Raw genomic sequence first — 21477 nt, 5'->3', positions numbered from 1 at the left:
GTTGGCGGACGTGGATCCTGCCCCGTCCGAGCCCAGCCCGAAGCCGCCGGCGGCACGCTGGACGAAGCCGTGGCGCAAGCCGCTGCCGCAGTCCCTGGCCAGACCCGGGGCGCTGGTCACGGAGCCGCTCGGGGCGCTGCTGACGAGCGTGCCCAAGAGCCGGCCGAGCTGGCTGACCGTCGTCAAGACCACGGTCGCGGCGACCCTGGCATGGACCCTGGCGCGGCAGCTCGGGGACAACGTCGCGGTGCTGTTCGCGCCGATCGTGGCCATCCTGACGCTGCAGGCCAGCGTGTACGGCTCGATCGCCACCGGCCTGCAGCTGCTGTTCGCAAACCTGATCGGCACGGCCCTGGCCGTCGGCTGGGTGCGGCTGCTCGGGCTCACCTGGTGGTCCCTGGCGCTCGGCGCGTTCGCCGCGCTGGCCGTCGCGCGGCAGGTCACCAACACGTCGCTGGCCCGCAACCAGGTGACCATCGCGATGGTGGCGGTGCTGGTGATCGCCCCGGTCGCCAAGGGGTACGGCCAGTGGCGCTTCGCCGACGTCGCCATCGGCAGCGTCGTCGGGCTGCTCGTCGCCGTGGTCGTGCCGGAGCGCCCCCGGCTGCGGCACGCCGGCGACGCGCTGCGGACGTGGGCGGCGGCGTGCGTGACGACCCTGCTGGACATCGCCGACGAGCTCGACCACCGCGGCGGGGAGCCGCCCATGGCGACGCAGGCGCAGCGGCACGACTGGGTCGCCGAGGCACGGGAGCTGACCAACCTCAGCGCGGCCGCCGCCGCCGAGATCGCCGGGGTCGAGGAGACGGTCCGGCTCAACGTCACGGCCGGCCGGCACCGGGAGCAGGTCGCGGCCCTGCGCGACGACCAGGTGTTCCTGGTCCGGGTCACGCTGCAGATCCGGTCCGTGTCGCTGGCCACCGATCGGCTGTACGACCGGCCGGGGCAGCCGCCGGTGCTGGACCGGGCGGCCCTCGCCGCGCTGCTGCGGGCCCTGGCGGCGCTGCTCAGCGACCGGCTCGACGGCACCGAGCTCGACGACGCGGTGCTGCGGGAGGCACTGATCGCCGCCGCCGAGCGGGCCCACACGGTGTTCCCGAGCGCGGTCGCAGTCCTGGACTCCGTCAGCCTGCTGGGCCGGCTCGACCAGCTGCGCCAGGACATCGTCGGCGAGGACGCCGAGGCCCTGATCGACCCGGACACCCTGCCCCGGTCGTGACCCGCCGGCGGCTTGCCCGCGGCACGGTCCCGGCCCGGCTCGACCTGCGGCGCGGTCGCGGCCCGTGGCGCGGTAGCAGCCCGCGGCACGGCGCCGGTCCGCCGGGTCGCGCGGGGTGCGGTAGGGCAGGCTAACCTGGGCTACCGGGTCGTGGCAGGGTGCCGGGTCGCCCTGGTCCGGTGGGCGCGGACGGTTGCTGGAGGGCGTGGACGTGCGCAACAGGGACGAGTCACTCGCCGACCTGCTCGGCGGGCGCCGGGCCGCGCTCGACAGCGTCCTGCCCGTCGCCGGGTTCGCCGCGGGGTGGCTCGCCGGCGGCCGGTCGATCGCGCTCGGCGCCGGGATCGCGGTGCTCACCGGCGCGGCCGTCGCGGTGTGGCGGCTGCGGCAGGGCAGGGCACCGGCCGCGACCGTGGTCAGCCTGCTGCTGGTGTGCCTCGGCGCGATCGTCGCGCTGCGCACCGGCCGGGCCGAGGACTTCTTCCTGGTGCGGCTGCTGACCAACGCCGCGAGCGCGCTCGCCTGGGCGGGCAGCGTCCTGGTGCGGTGGCCGTTCCTCGGGCTGATCGCCGGCACCGTGCTGGGCCAGAAGACCAGGTGGCGCCGGGATCCGGGGCTGCTGCGGGCGTACCAGGCGGCGAGCTGGGTCTGGGTCGTGCAGTACCTCATCCGCCTGCTGGTCTTCGTGCCGCTGTGGTGGGCGGGGCAGGTGGTGTGGCTCGCCACCGCGCAGGTGGTGCTGACCTGGCCGCTGGTCGCGGCGTGTCTGGCGGCGAGCTGGTGGGTGCTGCGCCGCAGCCTGCCACCGGGCCACCCGGGCATCCGCCACCCCCGGCCCGTGCCGTCGGAGGCAGGGATCGGCGGCCAGTGACCGCCGAGCGCGCCGGCTCCGGTCGGCGCACCGCCGGAGACGGTGCGGCCCAGGGCGGCCCGTTGTGCCCCGGGCGGCCTGAGCGGGCCAGGCCTGGTCAGGATGCCTTGAGGGCGATGACGGCCTCGTCGACGGTGTCGGTCAGGGTGAGGACCCGGTCCAGCGCCGTCAGGTCGAAGATCCGGCGGATCCGGGCATGCGGGCACACCACGGCGAAACCACCCGATTCGGTTTCCCGCAGCCGCTTGTGCACGGACACGAGGACCCGCAATGCTGTGGAGTCGATGAACTCCACCTCCGACAGGTCCAGCACCAGCAGCGTCGCGCCCTCGTCCAGGCAGCGGTGCACCCACGTGTGCAGCGCGGGCGACGTGGCGACGTCAAGTGCGCCGGTGGGCGTGACCACGACACAGCCGTCGACCGTCCCGGTCGCGATGGCGTCGGTCATGTCCGCTCCTGCAGTCGGTGCGTCAATGGTGGTCCCCTTCGGTGCCGTGCGGATGGTGCTCGTCCCCGAAGGGGCGGACCGCGCTCACGGCGCGTTACACCCGGACGGTGACGCCGGTGGATGACGCCGACCTCGCCGCGCCGTTGCGGGCCGCGGCCGGCGGTGACGAGACCGGTTTCGCCGTGCTGTGGCGGGCCCTCCAGCCGGCGCTCCTACGGTACCTGCACGCCGTGTGCGGCGACGCGGCGGAGGATGTCGCCTCCGAGACGTGGTTCCAGGTGGTGCGCGACCTGCCCCGCTTCGCCGGGGACGCGACGGCGTTCCGGGTGTGGCTGTTCCGCGTCGCCCGGCACCGCGCGATCGACGACGGACGGCGGGCGTGGCGCCGCCGGGAGGAGAGCCGCGACCAGATCGAGCCCGGCCGGCCCGCGCCGGACGCCGCCGCGGAGGTCATCGAGCACGCCGGCACCGAGTGGGCGCTGCGGCTCATCGGCGAGCTGCCACCCGACCAGGCCGAAGCGGTGCTGCTGCGGGTCGTGGCGGGCCTCGACGTCGCCGGCACCGCCGAGGTCCTCGGCAAGCGCCCCGGCGCGGTCCGGATCGCCGCGATGCGGGGGCTGCGCCGCCTCGCCGCGCACCCGCAGGTGCGTTCCCGCCGGGTCCCGGTCGGCGCGACCGGCGCCGACCTGCCACATCCGCACCTGGAAGGTGCCTGATGCGCGCCTGGTGGCGGCGCCGCGCCCAGGCCAGGGCGCAGGCGCAGGCGCTGCTCGACGGCCGCGCCGGCGACTCGCCGGTGGCCGCCCTGCTGCGCGCGGCGGCCGGTCCGGCCCGCCCGGGCGAACTGGCCGGGGAGCGGGAGGCGGTCGCCGCGTTCCGCCAGGCGTACATCGCCGAGTTCACCGCCCAGGCCGGGACGAACGCCCAGGCCGGGACGAACGCCAAGGCCGGGACGGACGCCCAGGCTGAGGCCCGGCCGGGCGCCCGGGCCGGCGCTGATGCCGGCACCGGCGCAGCCGGGGGCCCCGGCGGGCGGCCGCGGCGGTCGCGCCCGGCCCGGGCCCGGGCGGGGCTGCTCGCCGCCGCCCTCACCGTCGGCGTCGTCGCCGGCACCGGGGTCGCCGCGGGCGCCGGCCGGCTGCCCGCGCCGCTGCAGCAGGCCGCGCACGACTGGATCGACCAGGTCCCGCAGCCCGGCGACGACCAGAAGGACCAGAAGAAGCCCGGACCGGGGCGGACGGGACGCGCCGGGTCGCCGACTTCGCCGCCGGTGCAGCCGCCGGCGGTCACCCCGGCCCCCGCCCCTACCACCACCACCATCACCGCCGCCGCCGTGGACGTGAAACGCCTGTGCAAGGAGTGGGAGAAGACCCGCGACGACCCGCGCCGCAAGCCGATGGACCCGGAAGATCTGCGGGCCCTCACCGCCGCCGCGGGCGGGGCGGACCGGATCGAGGGGTTCTGCGGGCTGACCCCCACCGGATCCGCGCCCGCGCAGCAGGGGCCGCCGTCGGGTACCAAGTCGAAAAAGGCGAGCCGCCCCTGAACGCGTGACGTGAGCGCGCGCCCGGCGTTGAGCACCACGACGACGGACGACGCGCGACGGGATGGACGCCATGGACGGGACCACCGAACAGCTCAGCATGACCGCGGCCGAACTGTCGTTCCTGCTGGCCAGCGGGGGACCAGCGGGGGAGGCGCCGCGGCTGCTCGGGCTCACCGACGCCGACCGCACCGACGCGGTGCTCAGCGCAGGCCTCGGGTCGCTGCTGCTGCGCCACCTCGCCGCGCCCGTCGACGGGCAGAAGCTGGAGATGGCGCCGGCGGTCGCCGCGGTCGCCGCCGGGCTGCACCGGCCCCGCGCGTTCGTCCAGGTCGGGCTCACCGCGGAGGACCACGCCGACGGGGCGCTGCTGTTCGAGGCGGAGATGACCCGGTTCCTGGTCGCGGCGCGGGCGTACCGCTGCTACGACATCACCCCGATCGGCGCCGACGTCGACGTGCGGGAGCCGCTGCTGGCGATCGCCGACCGGTTCCTGCACCGGCACCGCCCGGCCGTCGCCACGTTCAACGCCTCGACCGCGCAGGACGTGGCCCGCGGCACCACCCCGTCCCGGGCGACCCTCGCCTCGGCGACCGACGGTTCGTGGCGTTTCGCCGGCAGCGAGGGTACCGGCGAGACCGCCACCGTCGTGGAGACCTTCGACGAGGCGGCCGCGCTGATGCGCGAGGAGCTGGCCAGGATGCTGCCGGTGTTCCAGCCCCAGCCGTGAGGGACCGCCCGCGGTGATCGTTTCTGCTACGGTCCGCGGTCATGCCCCGCAAAGTCATGATCTACATCGCCGGGCTGGTCGTGCTCGCCGGTGCCCTGCTGTGGCACAGCATGTCGCGCTCGTCCGGCTCGGGCGAGAGCGGTCTGGGCTGCTACTCGGCGGTGCTGTCCATCCCGGGCATCCCCGAGTCCGGCCGTCGGCTGACCCCCGCCGACTGCGGGCAGCCGCATGACTGGGAGGTCATCTCGCTGCTGCGCGCCGACGCCGCCGAGCGCCGGTGCCAGGAGAAGGCCGACGCGTTCCTGGGCGGCTCCTGGCGCGCCTCCCGTGTCGTGTACGCGCTGCTGAGCGCCACCGACCGGATGCGGGGCGGGCTGTTCTGCGCGCTGGCGGAGACCTCGGACACGGCCGGCACGACGATCGGCAGCACCGCGACCCTGAAGGACGGCATGCGCGACGGCCGGCTCGCGGTCACCTGCCTGCTCACCGATCTCGAGGACAGGGACACGCTGCGGTACGGCGGCTGCGACGAGCACCACGCCGCCGAGGCGGCCGGCCTGCTGCCCGAGGGCGCCGACCAGGAGGCGGACTGTCCCGCCGCGGCCGCCGGGTACCTGTCGCTCACCGTGGACGAGCTCTCGCAGCGCGGCGACCTGCAGGTGCGCTGGTTCGAGGGCGAGCGCGGGCTGTGCCTGCTGGTCGAGCCCGACGACCCGGCCGGCCGGCACGACACGCTGCGCGCCAGCGTCAAGGGCCTGGGCAGGGCGCCACTGCCGCGGTGACCGGCGGCCGGCCGCGGCCGGCCGCCGGGATCGGTCGCCGGCTGCGGTGACCGGCCGCCGGGATCGGTCGCCGGCCGCGGTGACCGGCCGCCGGGTCGGGGCGGCCGGTGCGTGCCGCGGTCAGTCCCAGCCGTACGCGCTGCGCAGCCGCTCGGCGACGCGGTCGAACCGCGCCCGGTCCAGCACCGCGCCCTCGCGCCGGATGCCGTGCTCCTCCACCGTCAGGACCCGGTCGAGCCGGACCCAGCTGGGCCGCTGGTCTCGGTCCCACGATCCGGGACCGAGGGCGAACCAGTTGCGCTGCCCGTCGCGCTCGCTCTGGCTGGACAGCATCAGCCCGACCAGCGACGTGCCCTTGCGCCCGACGACGAGGACCGGCCGGTCCTTGCCCTGGTCCGGGTCGTCCTCGTACGGCACCCAGGTCCACACGACCTCGCCGGGGTCGGCGGAGCCGTCCAGCTGCGGGGCGTACTGCAGCAGCTTGTCGCTGACGTGCTTCGGCGGCGGGCCGGGCTTGTGCAGCGTCGCCCGCTGCTGCGGTGGCTGGGGACGCGGCTGCGCGCCGGCCGGCGGCGGGGCCGGCTGCGGTGACTGCGGTTGCGCGGGTGCCCGGCGGACGCCGAGCCGCGTTGCCAGACCCTGAAGAAGTCGTTTCACGCGCACGACCATAGTCCCGATCATCTGGACGGGCTTGATCCGGCACTGGACACTGTGGTTCATGTACGACTTCGATGTGCTCGTGCTCGGTTCCGGCCCCGGCGGGCAGAAGGCGGCGATCGCGGCCGCGAAGCTCGACCGCCGCGTCGCCGTCGTCGAGCGGCGCAACATGATCGGCGGTGTCTGTATCAACACGGGCACCATCCCGAGCAAGACCCTGCGTGAGGCAGTGCTCTACCTCACCGGTCTCAGCCAGCGGGAGATGTACGGGCAGAGCTACCGCGTCAAGGACGACATCACCGTCGGCGACCTGGGCGCGCGCACCCAGCACGTGATCGGCCGGGAGATCGAGGTCATCCGCAGCCAGCTGGCCCGCAACCGGGTGAAGCTGCTGCAGGGCACGGGCCGGTTCGTCGACCCGCACACCCTGTCCATCGACGACGAGCACGGCCGCTCGTCGCTGGTGTCCGCCGAGAAGATCATTCTCGCGGCCGGCACCCGCCCGGCCCGCCCCGACAGTGTCGACTTCGACGACACGACGATCATCGACTCCGACGGCATCCTCAACATCGACAAGATCCCGGCCTCGATGGTCGTCGTCGGCGCCGGCGTGATCGGCATCGAGTACGCCTCGATGTTCGCCGCCCTCGGCAGCAAGGTCACCGTCGTGGAGCGCCGCGACCGGATGCTCGACTTCTGCGACCTGGAGATCGTCGAGGCGCTCAAGTACCACCTGCGTGACCTGTCGGTCTCGTTCCGCTTCCGCGAGTCCGTGGCCTCCGTCGAGCGGCACGGCCGCACCGCCGTCGCCGTGCTGGCCAGCGGCAAGCGCATCGCCGCGGACGCCGTCATGTACTCCGCCGGCCGGCAGGGCGCCGCCGACCAGCTGAGCCTGGACAAGGCCGGCCTGGAGGCCGACAAGCGCGGCCGGATCAAGGTCGACGAGCACTTCCGGACCGAGGTGCCACACATCTACGCCGTCGGTGACATCATCGGCTTCCCGGCGCTGGCGTCCACGTCCATGGAGCAGGGCCGCCTCGCCGCCCACCACGCCTGCGACGAGCCGGTGCGCGGCATGCAGCTGCTGCAGCCGATCGGGATCTACACCATCCCCGAGATCAGTTTCGTGGGCCGCACCGAGGACGACCTGACCGACAGCAACATCCCGTTCGAGGTCGGCATCTCCCGGTACCGGGAGCTGGCCCGCGGCCAGATCATCGGCGACTTGTACGGCATGCTGAAGATCATCGTGTCGCCGGAGGACCGCAGCATCCTCGGCGTGCACGTCTTCGGCACCGGCGCCACCGAGCTCGTCCACATCGGACAGACCGTGATGGGCTGCGGCGGCACCGTGGACTACCTCGTCGACGCGGTCTTCAACTACCCGACGCTCGCCGAGTCGTACAAGGTGGCCGCCCTCGACGCGATGAACAAGATGCGCTCGGTGTCCCGCCTGACCGCCTGACCTGCACCGCCGGCGGCTGTGGCGCGCGCCACAGCCGCCGGGAACAACCCCGGACCCCGGCGATACGGTTCCTCAGGAAGGCACTGGACACCGGGGGATGGCACGGATGCTGCGACATGTGAGACCGGCGCTGGTCGCCGCCCTGCTGCTGGCGACCGCCGGGTGCACCGGCGGCGAGCCCGCCGAGGACCCGTTCGCGGCGTTCGTCACCGGCTGGCAGCGCGCCGACTTCACCGGCGTCGAGCTGCGCACGCCCGGCGGGCAGCCGCTGAGCGCCGGCGAGGCCCGGCGGCTGCTCGCCGACACCGAGGGCGACCTCGCCGCCCGGCGGCCCGTGGTGGCCCGGCACGGCGCGGTGACCGTGCGCAACAACGACGCCAGGGCCACCGCGGGGGTCGACTGGACGCTGCCGGACGGGCGGCACTGGGCGTACGAGACGACCCTGGAGGCCCGCAGGATCGACGGGCGCTGGGCGGTCTACCTGGGCCCCGCGGTCGTGCACCCGGACCTGCCCGACGGCGCGCGGATGGCGCTGCGGTCCGCGCCCGCGACGCGCGGGGTGGTCCTGGCCGCCGACGGCACGCCGATCGTGTCGGAGGTCCCCGTCGTGTACGTGGGGGTCGAGCCCCGCCTGGTGCGCGACGTCGACGCCCTGGTGCAGCGGCTCGACCTGGTGTTCCGCTCGGTGCGGGTGTCGGTGGACGTGTCGGCGCTGCCGGGCCGGATCCGGGCGGCCAAGCCCGACGCGTTCGTCGACCTGGTCACCCTGCGCAAGAGCGACTACACCGAGATCGAGCGCGACCTCGCCGCCACCGACGGGGTCGCCACGAAGCCGGGGACGCTGCCGCTGCCGCTGACCCGCACGTTCGGCCGGGCGCTGCTCGGCACGTCCGGGCCGGCGACGAAGGAGCTCATCGACGCCAGCGGCGGGACCCTGCGGGCCGGCGACGTCACCGGCCTCACCGGGCTGCAGCGCCGGTACGACACCGCGCTGCGCGGCACGCCGCGGCTCGAGGTGGTGGCCAAGGACAAGGTGCTGTACACCGCACCCGCGGTCGACGGGGCGCGGGTGCGCACCACGGTCGAGGTGAGGACGCAGCAGGCGGCCGAGACCGCCCTGGCGGGCACCGCGAACCGCTCGGCGCTGGTCGCGGTCCGGGTCAGCGACGGCGCCGTCCTCGCCGCCGCGAACGGCCCCGACGCCGCCGGGTACAACCTCGCGTTCCTCGCCGAGGTGACCAGCCCGCCGATCGGCGTCGACGGCGCCGCCGCCGGGTTCGGCGCGCCCTGGAAGCTCGGCGCGGACATGTTCACCGGCCGGGTCACCGCGTCCGGCGTGACCGGCCCGCCGCTGGTGTACGCGGCCGCCGCCGCTGCCGTCGCCAGGGGCCACTGGCGCCAGCCGGTGCTGGTCACGGAGCCGTCGCCGGGGCCGCCGGCCGCGGACGGCCCGGCGGTCACCGGCCCGCTGACGGTGCCGGGCATGTCGGTGCGGGTGCAGGGTGACGTCGCGTTCTGCGTGTACGTCGAGGGCGCCGGGCAGGACGTCACCGGCCCGATCGCCGACGCGTTCGCCCGCTCGCTGCAGGGCTGACCTCCCGCCCCCGGGCGGGGCGAGTCACGCGGCAGTGGCGTGGCCGGGGCCGCTGGGCGACCCCGGCCACGCGGACCGGTCAGGAGCAGGTGGTGCCGTTGAGCTTGAAGCCGGTGGCGGCCCCGTTTGTGCCGGAGTAGCCGGCCTGGAAGCCGAAGCTCGCCGTCCCGCCGACCGGGATGCTGCCGTTCCAGCCGCCGTCGCGCGCGGTGACCGAGGTCCCGCTCTGCGTCGCGGTGGCGTTCCAGGCGTTGCTGATGCGCTGGTCGCCGGGGAAGGCGAAGGTGAGGGTCCAGCCGTTGACGGCGGCCGGGCCGCGGTTGGTGATCGTCACGGTCGCGGTGAAGCCGTTGTTCCACTGGTTGTCCACCCGGTACGCCACCGAGCACCCGGTGCCGGTCGGCACCGACGGTGACGAGGACGGCGAGACCGACGCCGACGGCGACACGGACGCCGACGGCGACACCGACCGCGACGGCGACACCGACGGCGACGACGGCGGCGTGGACGGCACGACCCCGTTCAGCGCCAGCTGGTACGCCAGGTCCGGCACGAACTGCCCGGCCGCTGCGGCGCACCCGTCGGCCTCACCGGGGAGCTTGATCCACACGTACGCGTCGACGCTGGCCTCGCCGGTGCTGGTGGTCGGGCCGACGCCGACGCCGCGGCCCGACGGGTCGCACCACTGGCTGCCGTTGGGGCCGCGGCCGTTGCGGCTGGTGTCGATGATCTGGTGCAGGTTCCCGGCGCCGATCGCGTTGAGGATGTTGCGGCCGTACGCGACCTCGTCCGCGGTGGTGCGGAAGTTCGACACGTTGGTGTAGAAGCCGTCGGCGTTGCGCACGCCCGCGGCGACGAGCCGGTTGGCCTGGTCGCCGGCGGAGTTCCAGGCGGAGTGGCCGCCGTCGAGGTACACCTTCGCCTGCGGGTTGGCCTGCTTGATGGTGGTGACCGCGCCGGCCAGGGCGTTGCCGCGGGCGGTCACGCCGGCGCTGTCCAGGCAGGTCTGCAGCGCCAGGGAGTCCGGCTCGAGCACCACGACGGCGGTGCGGTTGCCCAGGCCGGCGGCGAACGCGCGCACCCACGCGGCGTACTCGGTCAGGTTGGTGGTCCCGCCGGCGGACGCGCCGCCGCAGTCGCGGTTGGGGATGGCGTACGCGACGAGGACGGGGATCTGCCCGGCGGCGTTGGCGGCGCCGACGTAGGACTGCACGCCGCTGGTGGTGGCGGCGGTGTTCGGGCTGGTGAACCATCTCGACTGCGGCTGCACGCCGATGCGGTCGCGGATCAGGGCGGCGCGCGAGTCGCCCGGGTTGGCCGCGAGCCAGCGCATCACCTGCGAGTCGGGGTCACGGTAGAACGTGCCGGTGATGGTGCCGGCGCTGGCCGACCCGCCGCCGGCGAGCCACAGCCCGGCGGTGCCGGCGGTGACTGCGGCGAGCGCGGCGACGGCGGTCTGCCATTTTCGGAGCGATCGGAGCACGGTGCTGGTCCTTCCGGGGGTCACGGGAAGGCCGACCGTACGGCCGGGCCGGGGGGACGGTCCACGCGTCAGCGCGGGCCGCGGCGCCGACCTGCTGGGATACGCCGAGATGGCGTGAAAGTTACCTTTTGCCGAATGAAGTGAATGAATTCGTGAACGATCGCGCACCGTAGACGGCCCGAACGCACCCTGTACGCAAGATCGACACGGTCGGGTAGGGCGAAATCCGCATAGCACGCTATTGCCGCAAAAACCCTGGTCGGCGCCGCATGGCACGTCCTTGCAAGGTATTCCTCATTCGGCAGCAAACAATCTACGGTGAGGGCAGGCCGATGGCTCCCCTCGCCAAAAAGCCTAAATGGGACCGGCCCCGTGCCGATGGGGCGTTAACGGGTGTCACTGGGTAGCGTCGGGGCCGCCGCCGTGACGGTCGGGAGGGTTGCGTGTCGCCGCGTAGGGTGCTGGCCGGCTACTGTGTGATCATGGCTGCCCTCGTGGTGGCCAACTTCGCGCTGCCCTCCCTGCACCTGGTCCTGTGGTCGGCGATCGGCGTGCTGAGCGTCGCGGCCATCGTCACCGGCGTGCGCATCAACAGACCCCGCCGGCGCGCACCCTGGTACCTGCTCGCCGGGGCCGTCGCCTCGTTCATCACCGGCGACCTCATCGCCGACGTGCTCACCCGCGTGCTGGACCGGCAGGGCTTCCCGTCCGTCGCCGACGGCTTCTACCTGGCCGTGTACGTGCTGATCGCCGCCGCGCTGGTCGGGCTGATCCACATCGGGGTGGCCCGGCGCGACCCGAACGGCCTGTACGACGCGGTCACCGTGACCGCCGGGCTGGGGCTGCTGTCGTACATCTTCCTCATCCGGCCCTACGTGGAGGATCCGGCGCTGTCGGTGCTGGAGAAGGGCATCTCCATCGCCTACCCCCTGGCCGACATCGTGGTGCTCGCCGTCGGCGCGCGGCTCATCAGCGCCGCGCGGCGCAGCCCGGCCCTGCTGCTGCTGGCCGCCGGCGGGATCGGCCTGCTCAGCGCCGACGTCGGATACGGGCTCAAGCAGCTCAACGGCGTCTGGGAGACCGGCGGCCCCGTCGACCTCGGATGGGCCGCGTTCTACGTGCTGTGGGGCGTCGCGGCGCTGCACCCGTCGATGCGCGAGCTCACCGAGCCCAAGGTGCACCGGGCCGGCGAGGAGCACTTCGGCCGGCTGCTGCTGCTCGGGCTGGCCCTGTTCATCGCGCCGTGCGTGCTGTACTTCGAGATGCGCAACGGCGAGGTTCACGACGCCAACGTCATCGCCGCGTCCTCGGCCCTGCTGTCGGGCATGGTGCTGCTGCGCCTCGGCCGCGCCGTCAACGTGCAGCGGCGCACCGTGCAGCGGGAGCGGCGGCTGCGGCGGGCCGGCGCGGCGCTGCTGATGGCGACCGACGAGGCCGGCGTGACCGCGACCGTGCGCACCGCGATCGCCGAGCTGCTGCCCCTCGGCCGGCCGCACCGGGTCGTGCTCGCCCCGGCCGCCGGCGACGGCGACGGGGTCGTGTCGATGCCCTACACCCGCACGCTCGCCCCGGCCCTCGCCGAGGAGCTCGGCGACTTCGAGGTCACCCTGTGCTGCCCCCTGGCGCCGGTCGAGGGGCGCGAGTCGGGGCGGGCGCTGTACATCGCCGCCGACGAGGTGACGCTCGTCGGCGTGCAGGAGGCCGCGCAGATCCTCGCCACCCAGGCCGCCCTCGCCCTGGAACGCATCGCGCTCGGCGAGGAGATCGGCCGGCGCAACAGCGAGGCGTACTTCCGCACCCTCGTGCTCAACACCGCCGACGTCATCCTCATCGTCGGCGACCACGACCAGATCCGTTACGCCAGCCCGTCGGCGCGGGCCCTGTTCGGCAGCGACGAGCTCGACGGCACCCCGCTGCCGATGGCGTTCGCGAAGGAGAGCCTCGTCGAGGTCGACCGCCGCCTGCACGAGCTGCGCACCCGCGGCGTCGACCGCCCCGGCGACGACCTGCGCGTGGTCGGCGCCGACGGCCGGCCCGCCCTGGTCGAGGCGACGTTCCGCGACCTGCGGGGCGAGCCGACCGTCGGCGGCATCGTGGTCACCCTGCGCGACGTCACCGAGCGCAGCCGGCTGCAGGCCGAGCTGTACCAGCGAGCCACCTTCGACGCGCTGACCGGCCTGCCGAACCGCGAGGTGTTCCTCGGCCGGGTGCAGGAGGCGGTCAGCTCCGGCGCCGAGAACGGCGCGACCGTCGGCGTGCTCATCATGGAGGTCGACGACTTCAAGGTCGTCAACGACACCCTCGGCCACAGCGCCGGCGACGCGCTGCTCGTCGCGGTCGGCAAGCGGCTCACCGAGGCGCTGCGCTCCGTCGACGGCTCCTACGGCGCGGCCGGCACCGTCGCCCGGCTCGGCGGCGACGAGTTCGCCGCCCTGGTCCGCAGGGCCGGCACCGCCGCCGACGTCGAACGCGTCGCGGAGAAGGTCCTCGCGAGCTTCGCCGCCCCGTTCCAGCTGCCGCACGGCGACGTCAACGCCACCGTCAGCATCGGCGTGGCCACGACCGCCGAGGCCGCCGACGCCCAGGACCTGCTGCGCCACGCCGACCTCGCCGTCTACGTCGCGAAGGACGCCGGCAAGGACCGCTGGCGCCGCTACGAGTCGTCGCTGCACAGCGCCGTCGTCGAGCGGCACAAGCTGCGCGCCGACCTGGACCGGGCCATCGCCGACGGCGGGTTCCTGCTGCACTTCCAGCCGATCGTGGCCATCGGCGACGGCCGCACCCACGGCTTCGAGGCCCTCGTGCGCTGGAACCACCCGACCCGCGGCATGGTCCCCCCGGCCGAGTTCATCTCCGTGGCGGAGGAGAGCGGCCTGATCGTGCCGCTCGGCGCGTGGGTGCTGCGCAACGCCGTCGAGGCCGCCGCGCAGTGGCGCCTGCTGCACCCCGGCGAGGACGTGTACGTGTCGGTCAACGTCTCCGTCCGCCAGTTCCGCGGCCGGGAGCAGGGCTTCTCCCGCTGGGTGCTGCAGGAGATCGACCGGATGGGCCTGCCGCCGGCGAGCCTGCTGCTGGAGATGACCGAGAGCCTGCTGCTGCACGACGACGGCGAGGTCGCCGCCGAGCTCGCCGAGCTGCGCGAGGCCGGCGTCCGCATCGCCATCGACGACTTCGGCACCGGGTTCTCGTCGCTGTCGTACCTGCGCCGCCTGCCGGTCGACGTGCTCAAGCTCGACAAGAGCTTCATCGACACCATCGTGTCCTCCGCCGAGCAGCACGCCGTCGTCGACATGATCGTGCAGCTGTCCGGGATCCTGCAGTTGCAGATCGTGGCCGAGGGCATCGAGACCGAGGCCGAGCGTGATCTGCTGGTGACGATGGGCTGCCATCTCGGGCAGGGGTACTTGTTCTCCAGGCCGTTGAGCTACGGTGACGCGAGTCAATGGTTGTTGGAGGAAGCGTCGGGGCTTCAACGGGGAAGTCAGACGGCGGCCTGACCCTAGGGGCCACGGAGGACTTGTGCTCAACCACCTCGCCGCTGCTGTCGACGACGACCCGCGCTACAGCGGCATCGCCCACCTGCGGGCCACCACCCGCTACTACGACGCCGTCATCGACGAGGTCGACGGCCGCCGGATTCGTGTCGGCGAGCACTGGCTCACCGACTGGGCGTCGTGCAACTACCTCGGCTTCGACCTCGAGCCGCAGATCATCGACGCCGTCGAGGGGGAGCTGCGCCGCTGGGGCACCCACCCCAGCTGGTCACGGATGCTGGGCAACCCGGCGCTGTACCCACGCATCGAGGAGCGCCTCGCCGACCTGCTCGGCGCTCCCGACACCCTCGTGCTGCCCACGATCACGCAGATCCACCTGTCGGTCATCCCCGTACTGGCACAGCAGGGCACGCTGCTCGTCGACAGCCGCGCGCACAAGACGATCTGGGACGGCTGCGTGCACGCCCGCGGCCTGGGCGCCACGCTGAAACGGTTCAAGACGATCGACGAGCTGGCCTCGCTGCTCGCCACGGACCTGCCCGGCCCGGTCCTGGTCTGCATGGACGGCGTCAACAGCATGACCGGCAACATCCCCCGGATCGTCTCGTACCTGGACCTGTGCCGGGCGCACGGGGCGATCCTGTACGTCGACGACGCGCACGGCTTCGGCGTCATCGGCGAGCGGACGTCGGACGAGACGTCGCCGTACGGCGCCCGCGGCAACAGCATCGTGCGCCACTTCGGCGAGTCCTACGACGACGTCGTGCTCGTCGGCGGGTTCTCCAAGGCGTACTCGTCGCTGCTGGCGTTCCTGGCGGTGCCGACCGTGCTGAAGAACCGGCTCAAGGCCGCCGCCGCCCCGTACCTGTACTCGGGCCCGTCGCCGACCGCGTCGCTCGCCACCGTCCTGGCCGGCCTCGACGTCAACGCCGACCGGGGCGACAAGCTGCGCGCCGACCTGCACCGCATGTCCACCCGTGTCCTGCAGCACGTGCGCGGCCTCGGCGTCTTCACCCCCAACACCGACGACACCCCGATCATCGAGCTGCCGATCGCCCTGGACCGCGACCTGGTCGAGGTGTCGGAGCTATTGTGGCGGCGCGGGCTGTTCGTGACGCTCGCCCCGTACCCCGGCGTGCCGCGCGACCAGGTCGGCTTCCGGGTCCAGGTGACGGCCGCCAACACCGACGAGCAGATCGACGAGCTGAACGCGGTGATCAGCGAGCTGGCGGCGGCCGAGGTGTTCCAGTCGGCCCGGGAGACGAGCGCAAGCTGACGCTGCGCCTGCTGGGCGGGGGTCTGCGGCTGGGCCGGGCGCGCTGGGGCGGTGCTGGCGCGGCAGGCCGGACCGGCGGGTCAGACGCTGCGGGTCACCAGCACGGGGCTGGCCGCGTGGTGCACGATCAGCTGGGTGCGCGGGTTCGGCCTGGGCTGCTCGTACCAGGACGCCCGGTGCGCGCCCACCACGAGCAGCAGCGCGGTGTCCGCCGCGGACGTGAGCGCCTCCAGCACCGGCTCGTCGGTGCCGGCGAACCTGGCGTCGATGTCGCGGTGGCGGCGCAGCCATGGGGCCAGGTCGGCGTAGACGGTGGTGTGCGGCCGGTCGTGGCCGGCGTGCATGGCGACCAGGGGGACCTCGCGCGAGCGGGCCTCGTCGTACGCGAACTCGAGGGCCCGCCAGCTCGACGGGGAGCCGTCGACGCCGACCACGACCGGGGCGGTGCCCGGCTCGGCGGTCAACGGGTCGGCGCCGGGGCCGGCGCGGTCCGCGGCGGGAGGGCCGGGCCATCGGTCCAGCGGGCGCCGGTCCTCGGTCAGCCAGTGTTCGCCGTGGTTGACCACGAGGACCGGGCAGTGCGCGAACGCGGCCAGGTGGGCGCCGACCGACGAGTTGAGCAGGCCGCCCTCGTGGGGTCTGCCGCCGATCGCCACCAGGCTCGCGGCGCGGGACTGCTCCTGCAGGACGCGCGCGGCCGGGCCACCAACGGTGACCGTCTCCACGGGGATGCCGGGCTGCCAGCCCCGCGCGTCGGCGGCCGCGTCGAGCACGACGCCCTGCCCGTCGGCGGAGCCTTCCCAGCTCAAGGCGTGCACGATCCGCAGCGGCCGGTTGTGCCGGGCGGCCTCGTCGGCGGCCCACCGCACCGCACCGAGACTCGCCACGGAACCGTCGACGCCGACGACCACTGGTCTGTCCATGCCTCCAACGTCCCTCGCGGGACAGGCATCGACCAGTCCCCGGCAGGACAGCCGCCGCCAGTCCCGCAGGAAAGCCAGTCGCCGCAGGAAGCCCACAGGCAAACAGTCCCCACAGGAAAGCTGTCGGCAGTCCTCGCAGGACAGCCGTCGACAAGTCCTTGCGGGGCCGGCTCGACCGGTCTCCGCGGCGGCAGGCAGCGACCAGTCCCGCCCGCGCCGGTCAGCTCTCGGACTTCTTCTTGCGGCGGGTCGTGCGCTTGCGGGGCTTCGGGTTGCCGGAGGCGAGCCTGGTGTACGTCAGCATGTTGGCCAGCCCGATGCCGATCGTGGCGAACAGGACCTGGATCGCCAGCTCCCACCAGCTCCACTCGATCTTCCAGACCTTGGTCAGGGCCTTGTCGTCGACGTTGACCAGCTCGGCGACGAGCGTGCCGAGCAGTGCCGCGCCCACGCCGATGAGGAACGTGATGAACAGCCCGATCGACTGCCGGCCCGGCAGGACCAGCCGGCCGAGGACACCGATGAGCAGACCGATCGGGATCGCGCTCAAAAAGTCGTTGATGTGCATGGCACCCGCGCTCCCCTCGCGATGAATCAATCGAGCGGCACCGTACACGCCCGCGGCCCGGACCGCAGGGTTGGGAGGCGGCTACCGGCGCCCGCCCATGCACCACGGGTGGATCTCGACCTCGTCGTACCCGCCCGGCAGGACGTCCTCGGCGCGCACCTGCGCCGCCTCGACCAGCACCGCGGTGCCGGCCCAGCCGCCGTCGTCGTGGGAGTACAGCTCACCGCGCGCGAGCACGCCCCGCGCCGGAGGGCCGGCCGGCAGCGGCTGGGTACCGGGCGAAGCATGGCCGATGACCAGGAAGCCGTCGCCGGATCCGGAGGCGTGCTGCCACATGGTGCCGCCCAGGGTGTCGTCGTACCGCAGCAGCAGCACGGGATCGTAGACACCGGCGCGGAAGTTCGGCTCGTCGAACGCGAATGCCCGCGCCGCGGTGACGTCGGGCAGCTCGACGATGTGGATGCTGCCCGTGGCCTCGGTGCGGTCGTCGCTCAGTGTCGGGCCGCGGGCGGTCAGCTCCTTGACGAAGCGGTCCATGTACGACCAGTGCTCCTCAAGCAGTTTCTCGCGCAGCGGTCCGGTGCCGGGGACATCGACGCCCCAGACGAAGTGCAGCATGGTGGGGCAGTCTGCCATGCGGTCACGACGGCAGTCGCGCCGCCGGCACCATTCATGAGGTTCAGTGACGGCCACCCGACCGTGGGCGCGATTGACACCCGCCGACAGACGCCCATACGGTTCGAGCCACCATGACGCATCTCGGCGGATCGTCCAAGCTGCTCAGGGCCATGAACGACGCGGCGGCCCTGAGTCATGTCCTCGAACGCGGCACCCTCACGCGCGGCGACCTGCGTGAGCTGACCGGCCTGTCCAAGCCCACGATCTCCGAGGCGCTGCGGCGGCTCACGGAGGCGAAGCTGGTCACCGTTGTCGGCTACGTCAGCGCCGGCCCAGGCCCCAACGCCGAGGTGTACGCGGTGAACCCGGACGCGGCGTACTCCGTCGCGCTGTCCGTGCGCGACCGGGCCGCCGACGCCCCCGGCTCGCCGGGGTCGGGGCTGCCGGCGGTGTCCGCGGCCGTGACCGACCTCGCCGGGACCGTCCGCGGGCGGCTCGAGCTGGCCGTCGACTTCACCCGCACCGACCCGGTCTCCGCCGTCGTCGACGCCGTCCAGGACGTGTGCAAGGAGGCCCGGATCGCCCCGGACCCGGTGGCGCAGGTGCAGATCGCCGTGGCCGGGTCCTACGACCCGCGTACCGACGTCCTGCACCACGTCGAGGTCCCCGGCTGGGGCCGCCCCGGGCTCGTCGACGACCTGCGCCGCCGGCTCGGCGTGCCGGTCGGCGTCGACAACGACGTCAACCTCGCCGCCGTCGCCGAGCGCGCCCACGGCGCCGGCCGCGACGCGGAGAGCTTCACGCTGCTGTGGCTCGGCGAGGCCGGCCTCGGCCTGGCCATCGACCTCGGCGGCACCCTGCTGCGCGGCGCCCGCGGCGGCGCCGGCGAGATCGGCTACATGCCGATGATGCTGCCGGGCGTCACCGGCGGCCGCGGGTTCACCGGCCGCGTCGGCTTCCAGGACCTCGTCGGCGGCGGCGCCGTGCTGGACCTTGCCGCCGAGTACGGCCTGCAGGAGAGCACCGCCGCCGGCACCATGGCCGCCGCCGTGGCCCGCGCCGCAGACGGCGACGCCGCCGCCCGCGGCTTCGTCACCACGCTCGCCGGCCGGATCGCCATCGGCCTGTCCGCGGTCGTGGCCGTGCTCGACCCGCCGCTGGTCGTCATCGGCGGCGAGGTCGGCCAGGCCGGCGGCCCGGTCCTGGGCACCGCGGTGGCGACCGCCCTGGCCGAGGCGGCGCCACTGGAGACGGCGATCGCGACCAGTACCCTGCAGGACGACGCGCCGCTGCTCGGCGCCCAGGAGGCGGGACGCTCCGCGGTCCGCGACTCGATCCTCGCCACCCTGCGCCGCCCGACCAGCTAGAGCCACCCCGCACCGCCCGGACCACTGTGCTGATCGAAGTCGTGCCCTGGCCGTCTGGATGACCACGGCGGGACTTCGATCAAGCACGCAAGATCATCATTGAGCCGGTACTTCCTGCGACGGCCGGGCGAAGCTGCGGCGCCACGACGGGCTGGGCGACGCATCGAACCGGACCCGCCGCCAGGACGGGCGTCGTGCGCTGGCGAGCACCCTCGTCGCGCCGGCTGGACCGTCACAGATCGAAGTCGCGTGCTGGTCGCCTGGATAGCCACGGCGGGACTTCGATCAAGCGTGCAAGATCATCAGAGGGCTGGGGGCGGCGCCGCCTGGTTCGGCGTGTCAATTGGCTCAATGCACCATGGCGGATGCGGACTTCTTGCGCACGATGTGAAAACTTTGCCGCCGGAAGTAGAAAACTGAGGAGGGCCGGGAGCGCATCGTCCGGGAGGTCGAGCCGGTCAGGTTCCCGCCGCCCGCCGTGCGGGCCTCGCCGCGGTACTGGCACGGCGAGCTCACCTCGACGGACCTGCCGGCGGCGGTCGGGGCGATCAGCGCCCGCAGCGGCGTGGAGTCCGCGACGGTGCTGCTGACCCTGTACGCGGCGGCGCTGCGCCGGGTCGTCGGCGTGGACCCGGTGGTGATCCGGCCGATCACCAGCAACCGCTTCCGGCCGGGTCTCGCCGGCGTGGTGTGCACCCTGGCGCAGGCGGGGCTGTTCCGGCTCGACGTCGGCGACGGGGCGTTCGACGAGCTGCTGGGCCGGGCCGGTCGGGCGGCGCTGACGGCGTACAAGTACGCGTACTTCCACCAGGCGCAGATGGCGGACCTCGTCGAGCGGGTCGGCCGGGAGCGGGGCGCGCCGATCGAGCTGGGCTGCTACTTCAACGACCGGCGCGGCGCGGGCACGGCGGACGCGCCGGCCGGGTTCCGGTGGGTGCAGCGGCAGGAGGCGCCGACGTTCGAGCCGCTGTTCGTGCACGTCGACGACGCCACGTGTGAGGGTTCGGCAGCGGTACGGCTCACCGTCTACCTCGACGCCGCGCACGTGTCGCCGGCCGACGGGGCGGTGGTGCTGCACGCCATGCGGGACATCGCGGTGTCCGCCGCTCAGCCCCAGGCGGCGGCCGCCGTGCCGTAGGACGGTGGCAGGTGCGGCCAGGCGAGGGGCGCGCCGTCGATCGTGCCGGGCGGGCTGACGCCGGTCCAGCCGTTGCCGAGCGGGACCAGGTACGGCGCGACCGGCGTGTCCCGCGGCGGGTCCGGGTCGGCGGGGGTGTCCAGCAGCCAGTGGGCGGTCCGGGCGAGGGACACCTCGACGTGGGCGGCGACGCCGGTGCGGGCCCGCTCGGTGAGCGCGGCGAGCGCACCGGCGGCGGCGAGGTACCCGGTCGCGTGGTCCAGCAGCTGGCACGGCAGCGCACCGGGCCGGCCGGCGCCGTCCTGGGTGCGCCGGGCGATGCCGGTCGCGACCTGGACCAGGCTGTCGAAGCCGCGCCGGGCGCCCCACGGGCCGGTGGTGCCCCACGCGGACAGGGTGACCACGACCGTGCCGGGGTGCCGGTCGGCGACCTGGTCCGGGTCGAGGCCGAACCGGCGCAGCGCGCCCGGCCGGTACCCCGTGACGAGCACGTCGGCGCGGTCGAGCAGCCGGTGCAGGGTGTCCAAGCCGGTGGGGGTGCCGGCGTCCAGCAGGGTACTGGCCTTGCCGACGACCCCGTCGACGGCGTGCATCGGCAGCTCCGGCCGGGCCGGGTGGTCGACGCGCAGGACGTCGGCGCCGAGCGCGCCGAGCATCCGGGTGCCGGCCGGGCCGGCGATGACCCTGGTCAGGTCGAGCACCCGCACCCCCGCCGCCGGCAACGATCCGGCGGCGGCGCCCGGCAGTCCCGCGGCGCCCGGCAGTCCCACGGCGGCCGGCAGGCGCGCGGCGGCCGGCAAGGGCGTGGCGGCCGTCAGGGGCGTGGTGCGCACGAGCGGCGCGCCCGGCTCCGGATCGGGCCAGCGGCCGGGGTCGCGGGCGGCCACGGCGAGGCCACCCGCGTCGTACACCAGCCGCTCGACCTCCTCGGCGGGCCGGTCCGCGATCGCGGCGGCCACGCCGGCCTCGTCCGTGCCCAGGGCGGCCAGCAGCGCGGCGAGGTGCCACGGGTAGTTGGCGTGGGTGCGGACCCAGCCGTCGGCGGCCGGCCACAGCCGCGACAGCGGGGCGAACCCGCCGATGCCCTCGCCGGCCGGGTCGCGCAGCAGCGCCTCGGCGCGCACGGCGGCGGCGACGTGCGCGGTGTCGAGGGCGACCGCGGGCCGCCGGCCGGTGCGGGCCTCGGCGAGGTCGGCGGCGGCGTCCAGGCACCTGGCCACCGCCGCGGTCGCGCAGCCGGCGACAGCGAGAGGCGAGGCCAGGGCCCGGGGGACGGCGGGACCGGACAGCTCGACGTTCAT

19 protein-coding genes are annotated in these 21477 nt (G+C 74.2%); 12 read left to right on the top strand and 7 right to left on the bottom strand.

Features of this window, described 5'->3' with window-relative positions:
- The first annotated feature begins 10 nt into the window (after positions 1-10).
- Positions 11-1219, top strand: a complete 1209-nt coding sequence (locus tag AB0H83_RS10415; RefSeq protein ID WP_360090144.1) for an aromatic acid exporter family protein — start codon at positions 11-13, stop codon at positions 1217-1219.
- A gap of 211 nt (positions 1220-1430) precedes the next feature.
- Positions 1431-2090, top strand: coding sequence for a DUF3159 domain-containing protein (locus tag AB0H83_RS10410; protein WP_360090141.1), 660 nt, complete (start codon positions 1431-1433; stop codon positions 2088-2090).
- Positions 2091-2187: 97 nt separating this feature from the next.
- On the opposite strand, the gene AB0H83_RS10405 is transcribed toward AB0H83_RS10410, so the two are convergent.
- The gene (locus AB0H83_RS10405) at positions 2188-2538 is read right to left on the bottom strand and encodes an STAS domain-containing protein (RefSeq protein ID WP_360090138.1); all 351 of its coding nucleotides are present in this window, start codon (positions 2536-2538) and stop codon (positions 2188-2190) included.
- 116 nt (positions 2539-2654) lie between these two features.
- On the opposite strand from AB0H83_RS10405, the gene AB0H83_RS10400 reads away from it, so the two are divergent.
- From AB0H83_RS10400 to AB0H83_RS10385, 4 genes are all read left to right on the top strand, one after another.
- Positions 2655-3254, top strand: a complete 600-nt coding sequence (locus AB0H83_RS10400) for an RNA polymerase sigma factor (protein WP_360090135.1) — start codon at positions 2655-2657, stop codon at positions 3252-3254.
- Positions 3254-4084, top strand: a complete 831-nt coding sequence (locus AB0H83_RS10395) for a hypothetical protein (RefSeq protein ID WP_360090132.1) — start codon at positions 3254-3256, stop codon at positions 4082-4084. Before AB0H83_RS10400 ends, AB0H83_RS10395 begins: the two co-directional genes overlap by 1 nt.
- Positions 4085-4154: 70 nt before the next feature.
- Positions 4155-4811 (top strand): hypothetical protein, encoded by a 657-nt coding sequence (locus tag AB0H83_RS10390; RefSeq protein WP_360090129.1) that lies wholly within the window; start codon positions 4155-4157, stop codon positions 4809-4811.
- Positions 4812-4852: 41 nt separating this feature from the next.
- The gene (locus AB0H83_RS10385) at positions 4853-5593 is read left to right on the top strand and encodes a hypothetical protein (protein WP_360090126.1); all 741 of its coding nucleotides are present in this window, start codon (positions 4853-4855) and stop codon (positions 5591-5593) included.
- Positions 5594-5713: 120 nt separating this feature from the next.
- Here AB0H83_RS10385 and AB0H83_RS10380 read toward each other — a convergent pair whose 3' ends face one another.
- Entirely contained in the window at positions 5714-6250 is a 537-nt protein-coding gene (locus tag AB0H83_RS10380; RefSeq protein ID WP_360090123.1) for a type II toxin-antitoxin system PemK/MazF family toxin, read from the bottom strand.
- Between the two features lie 61 nt (positions 6251-6311).
- Here AB0H83_RS10380 and sthA point away from each other — a divergent pair, with 61 nt between their 5' ends.
- Positions 6312-7715 carry a Si-specific NAD(P)(+) transhydrogenase gene (sthA, locus tag AB0H83_RS10375; RefSeq protein ID WP_360090120.1) on the top strand — a complete coding sequence of 468 codons (1404 nt, stop codon included), beginning with the start codon at positions 6312-6314 and terminating at the stop codon, positions 7713-7715.
- 118 nt (positions 7716-7833) lie between these two features.
- Positions 7834-9309, top strand: a complete 1476-nt coding sequence (locus AB0H83_RS10370; RefSeq protein WP_360090117.1) for an NTF2-like N-terminal transpeptidase domain-containing protein — start codon at positions 7834-7836, stop codon at positions 9307-9309.
- Between the two features lie 79 nt (positions 9310-9388).
- Here the strand turns inward: AB0H83_RS10370 and AB0H83_RS10365 are convergent, their stop codons facing one another.
- A complete protein-coding gene (locus AB0H83_RS10365; RefSeq protein ID WP_360090114.1) occupies positions 9389-10792 on the bottom strand; it encodes a glycoside hydrolase family 6 protein in 1404 nt (467 codons plus the stop codon).
- Positions 10793-11274: 482 nt separating this feature from the next.
- Between AB0H83_RS10365 and AB0H83_RS10360 the strand changes: the two genes are divergently transcribed.
- Both AB0H83_RS10360 and AB0H83_RS10355 read left to right on the top strand, forming a co-directional pair.
- On the top strand, positions 11275-14289 hold the full coding sequence (locus tag AB0H83_RS10360) for an EAL domain-containing protein (protein ID WP_360090111.1): 3015 nt from the start codon (positions 11275-11277) through the stop codon (positions 14287-14289).
- Between the two features lie 22 nt (positions 14290-14311).
- The gene (locus AB0H83_RS10355; protein ID WP_360090108.1) at positions 14312-15562 is read left to right on the top strand and encodes a pyridoxal phosphate-dependent aminotransferase family protein; all 1251 of its coding nucleotides are present in this window, start codon (positions 14312-14314) and stop codon (positions 15560-15562) included.
- Between the two features lie 80 nt (positions 15563-15642).
- Here AB0H83_RS10355 and AB0H83_RS10350 read toward each other — a convergent pair whose 3' ends face one another.
- The 3 genes from AB0H83_RS10350 to AB0H83_RS10340 form a co-directional block, all read right to left on the bottom strand.
- Positions 15643-16485 (bottom strand): universal stress protein, encoded by an 843-nt coding sequence (locus AB0H83_RS10350; protein WP_360090105.1) that lies wholly within the window; start codon positions 16483-16485, stop codon positions 15643-15645.
- Positions 16486-16705: 220 nt separating this feature from the next.
- A complete protein-coding gene (locus tag AB0H83_RS10345) occupies positions 16706-17053 on the bottom strand; it encodes a hypothetical protein (RefSeq protein WP_360090102.1) in 348 nt (115 codons plus the stop codon).
- A gap of 81 nt (positions 17054-17134) precedes the next feature.
- Positions 17135-17671, bottom strand: coding sequence for a YciI family protein (locus AB0H83_RS10340; protein ID WP_360090099.1), 537 nt, complete (start codon positions 17669-17671; stop codon positions 17135-17137).
- Positions 17672-17802: 131 nt separating this feature from the next.
- Between AB0H83_RS10340 and AB0H83_RS10335 the strand changes: the two genes are divergently transcribed.
- Both AB0H83_RS10335 and AB0H83_RS10330 read left to right on the top strand, forming a co-directional pair.
- Positions 17803-19038, top strand: coding sequence for an ROK family transcriptional regulator (locus AB0H83_RS10335; protein WP_360090096.1), 1236 nt, complete (start codon positions 17803-17805; stop codon positions 19036-19038).
- Between the two features lie 478 nt (positions 19039-19516).
- The gene (locus AB0H83_RS10330) at positions 19517-20176 is read left to right on the top strand and encodes a hypothetical protein (protein ID WP_360090093.1); all 660 of its coding nucleotides are present in this window, start codon (positions 19517-19519) and stop codon (positions 20174-20176) included.
- Here AB0H83_RS10330 and AB0H83_RS10325 read toward each other — a convergent pair.
- Positions 20146-21477 carry a CoA transferase gene (locus tag AB0H83_RS10325; RefSeq protein ID WP_360090090.1) on the bottom strand — a complete coding sequence of 444 codons (1332 nt, stop codon included), beginning with the start codon at positions 21475-21477 and terminating at the stop codon, positions 20146-20148. The two genes, AB0H83_RS10330 and AB0H83_RS10325, sit on opposite strands and share 31 nt — an antisense overlap.

The organism is Dactylosporangium sp. NPDC050688, from assembly GCF_040654515.1.
GTDB lineage: Bacteria > Actinomycetota > Actinomycetes > Mycobacteriales > Micromonosporaceae > Dactylosporangium.
This window is presented reverse-complemented; position numbering and strand designations above follow the sequence as displayed.

Excerpts from the sequence above, each read along its gene's own strand:
- AB0H83_RS10405 (WP_360090138.1), bottom strand. The coding sequence starts at position 2,538 with ATGACCGACGCCATCGCGACCGGGACGGTCGACGGCTGTGTCGTGGTC.
- AB0H83_RS10395 (WP_360090132.1), top strand. The coding sequence starts at position 3,254 with ATGCGCGCCTGGTGGCGGCGCCGCGCCCAGGCCAGGGCGCAGGCGCAG.
- AB0H83_RS10390 (WP_360090129.1), top strand. The coding sequence starts at position 4,155 with ATGGACGGGACCACCGAACAGCTCAGCATGACCGCGGCCGAACTGTCG.
- AB0H83_RS10385 (WP_360090126.1), top strand. The coding sequence starts at position 4,853 with ATGCCCCGCAAAGTCATGATCTACATCGCCGGGCTGGTCGTGCTCGCC.
- sthA (WP_360090120.1), top strand. The coding sequence starts at position 6,312 with ATGTACGACTTCGATGTGCTCGTGCTCGGTTCCGGCCCCGGCGGGCAG.
- AB0H83_RS10360 (WP_360090111.1), top strand. The coding sequence starts at position 11,275 with ATGGCTGCCCTCGTGGTGGCCAACTTCGCGCTGCCCTCCCTGCACCTG.
- AB0H83_RS10350 (WP_360090105.1), bottom strand. The coding sequence starts at position 16,485 with ATGGACAGACCAGTGGTCGTCGGCGTCGACGGTTCCGTGGCGAGTCTC.
- AB0H83_RS10345 (WP_360090102.1), bottom strand. The coding sequence starts at position 17,053 with ATGCACATCAACGACTTTTTGAGCGCGATCCCGATCGGTCTGCTCATC.
- AB0H83_RS10340 (WP_360090099.1), bottom strand. The coding sequence starts at position 17,671 with ATGCTGCACTTCGTCTGGGGCGTCGATGTCCCCGGCACCGGACCGCTG.
- AB0H83_RS10335 (WP_360090096.1), top strand. The coding sequence starts at position 17,803 with ATGACGCATCTCGGCGGATCGTCCAAGCTGCTCAGGGCCATGAACGAC.
- AB0H83_RS10325 (WP_360090090.1), bottom strand. The coding sequence starts at position 21,477 with ATGAACGTCGAGCTGTCCGGTCCCGCCGTCCCCCGGGCCCTGGCCTCG.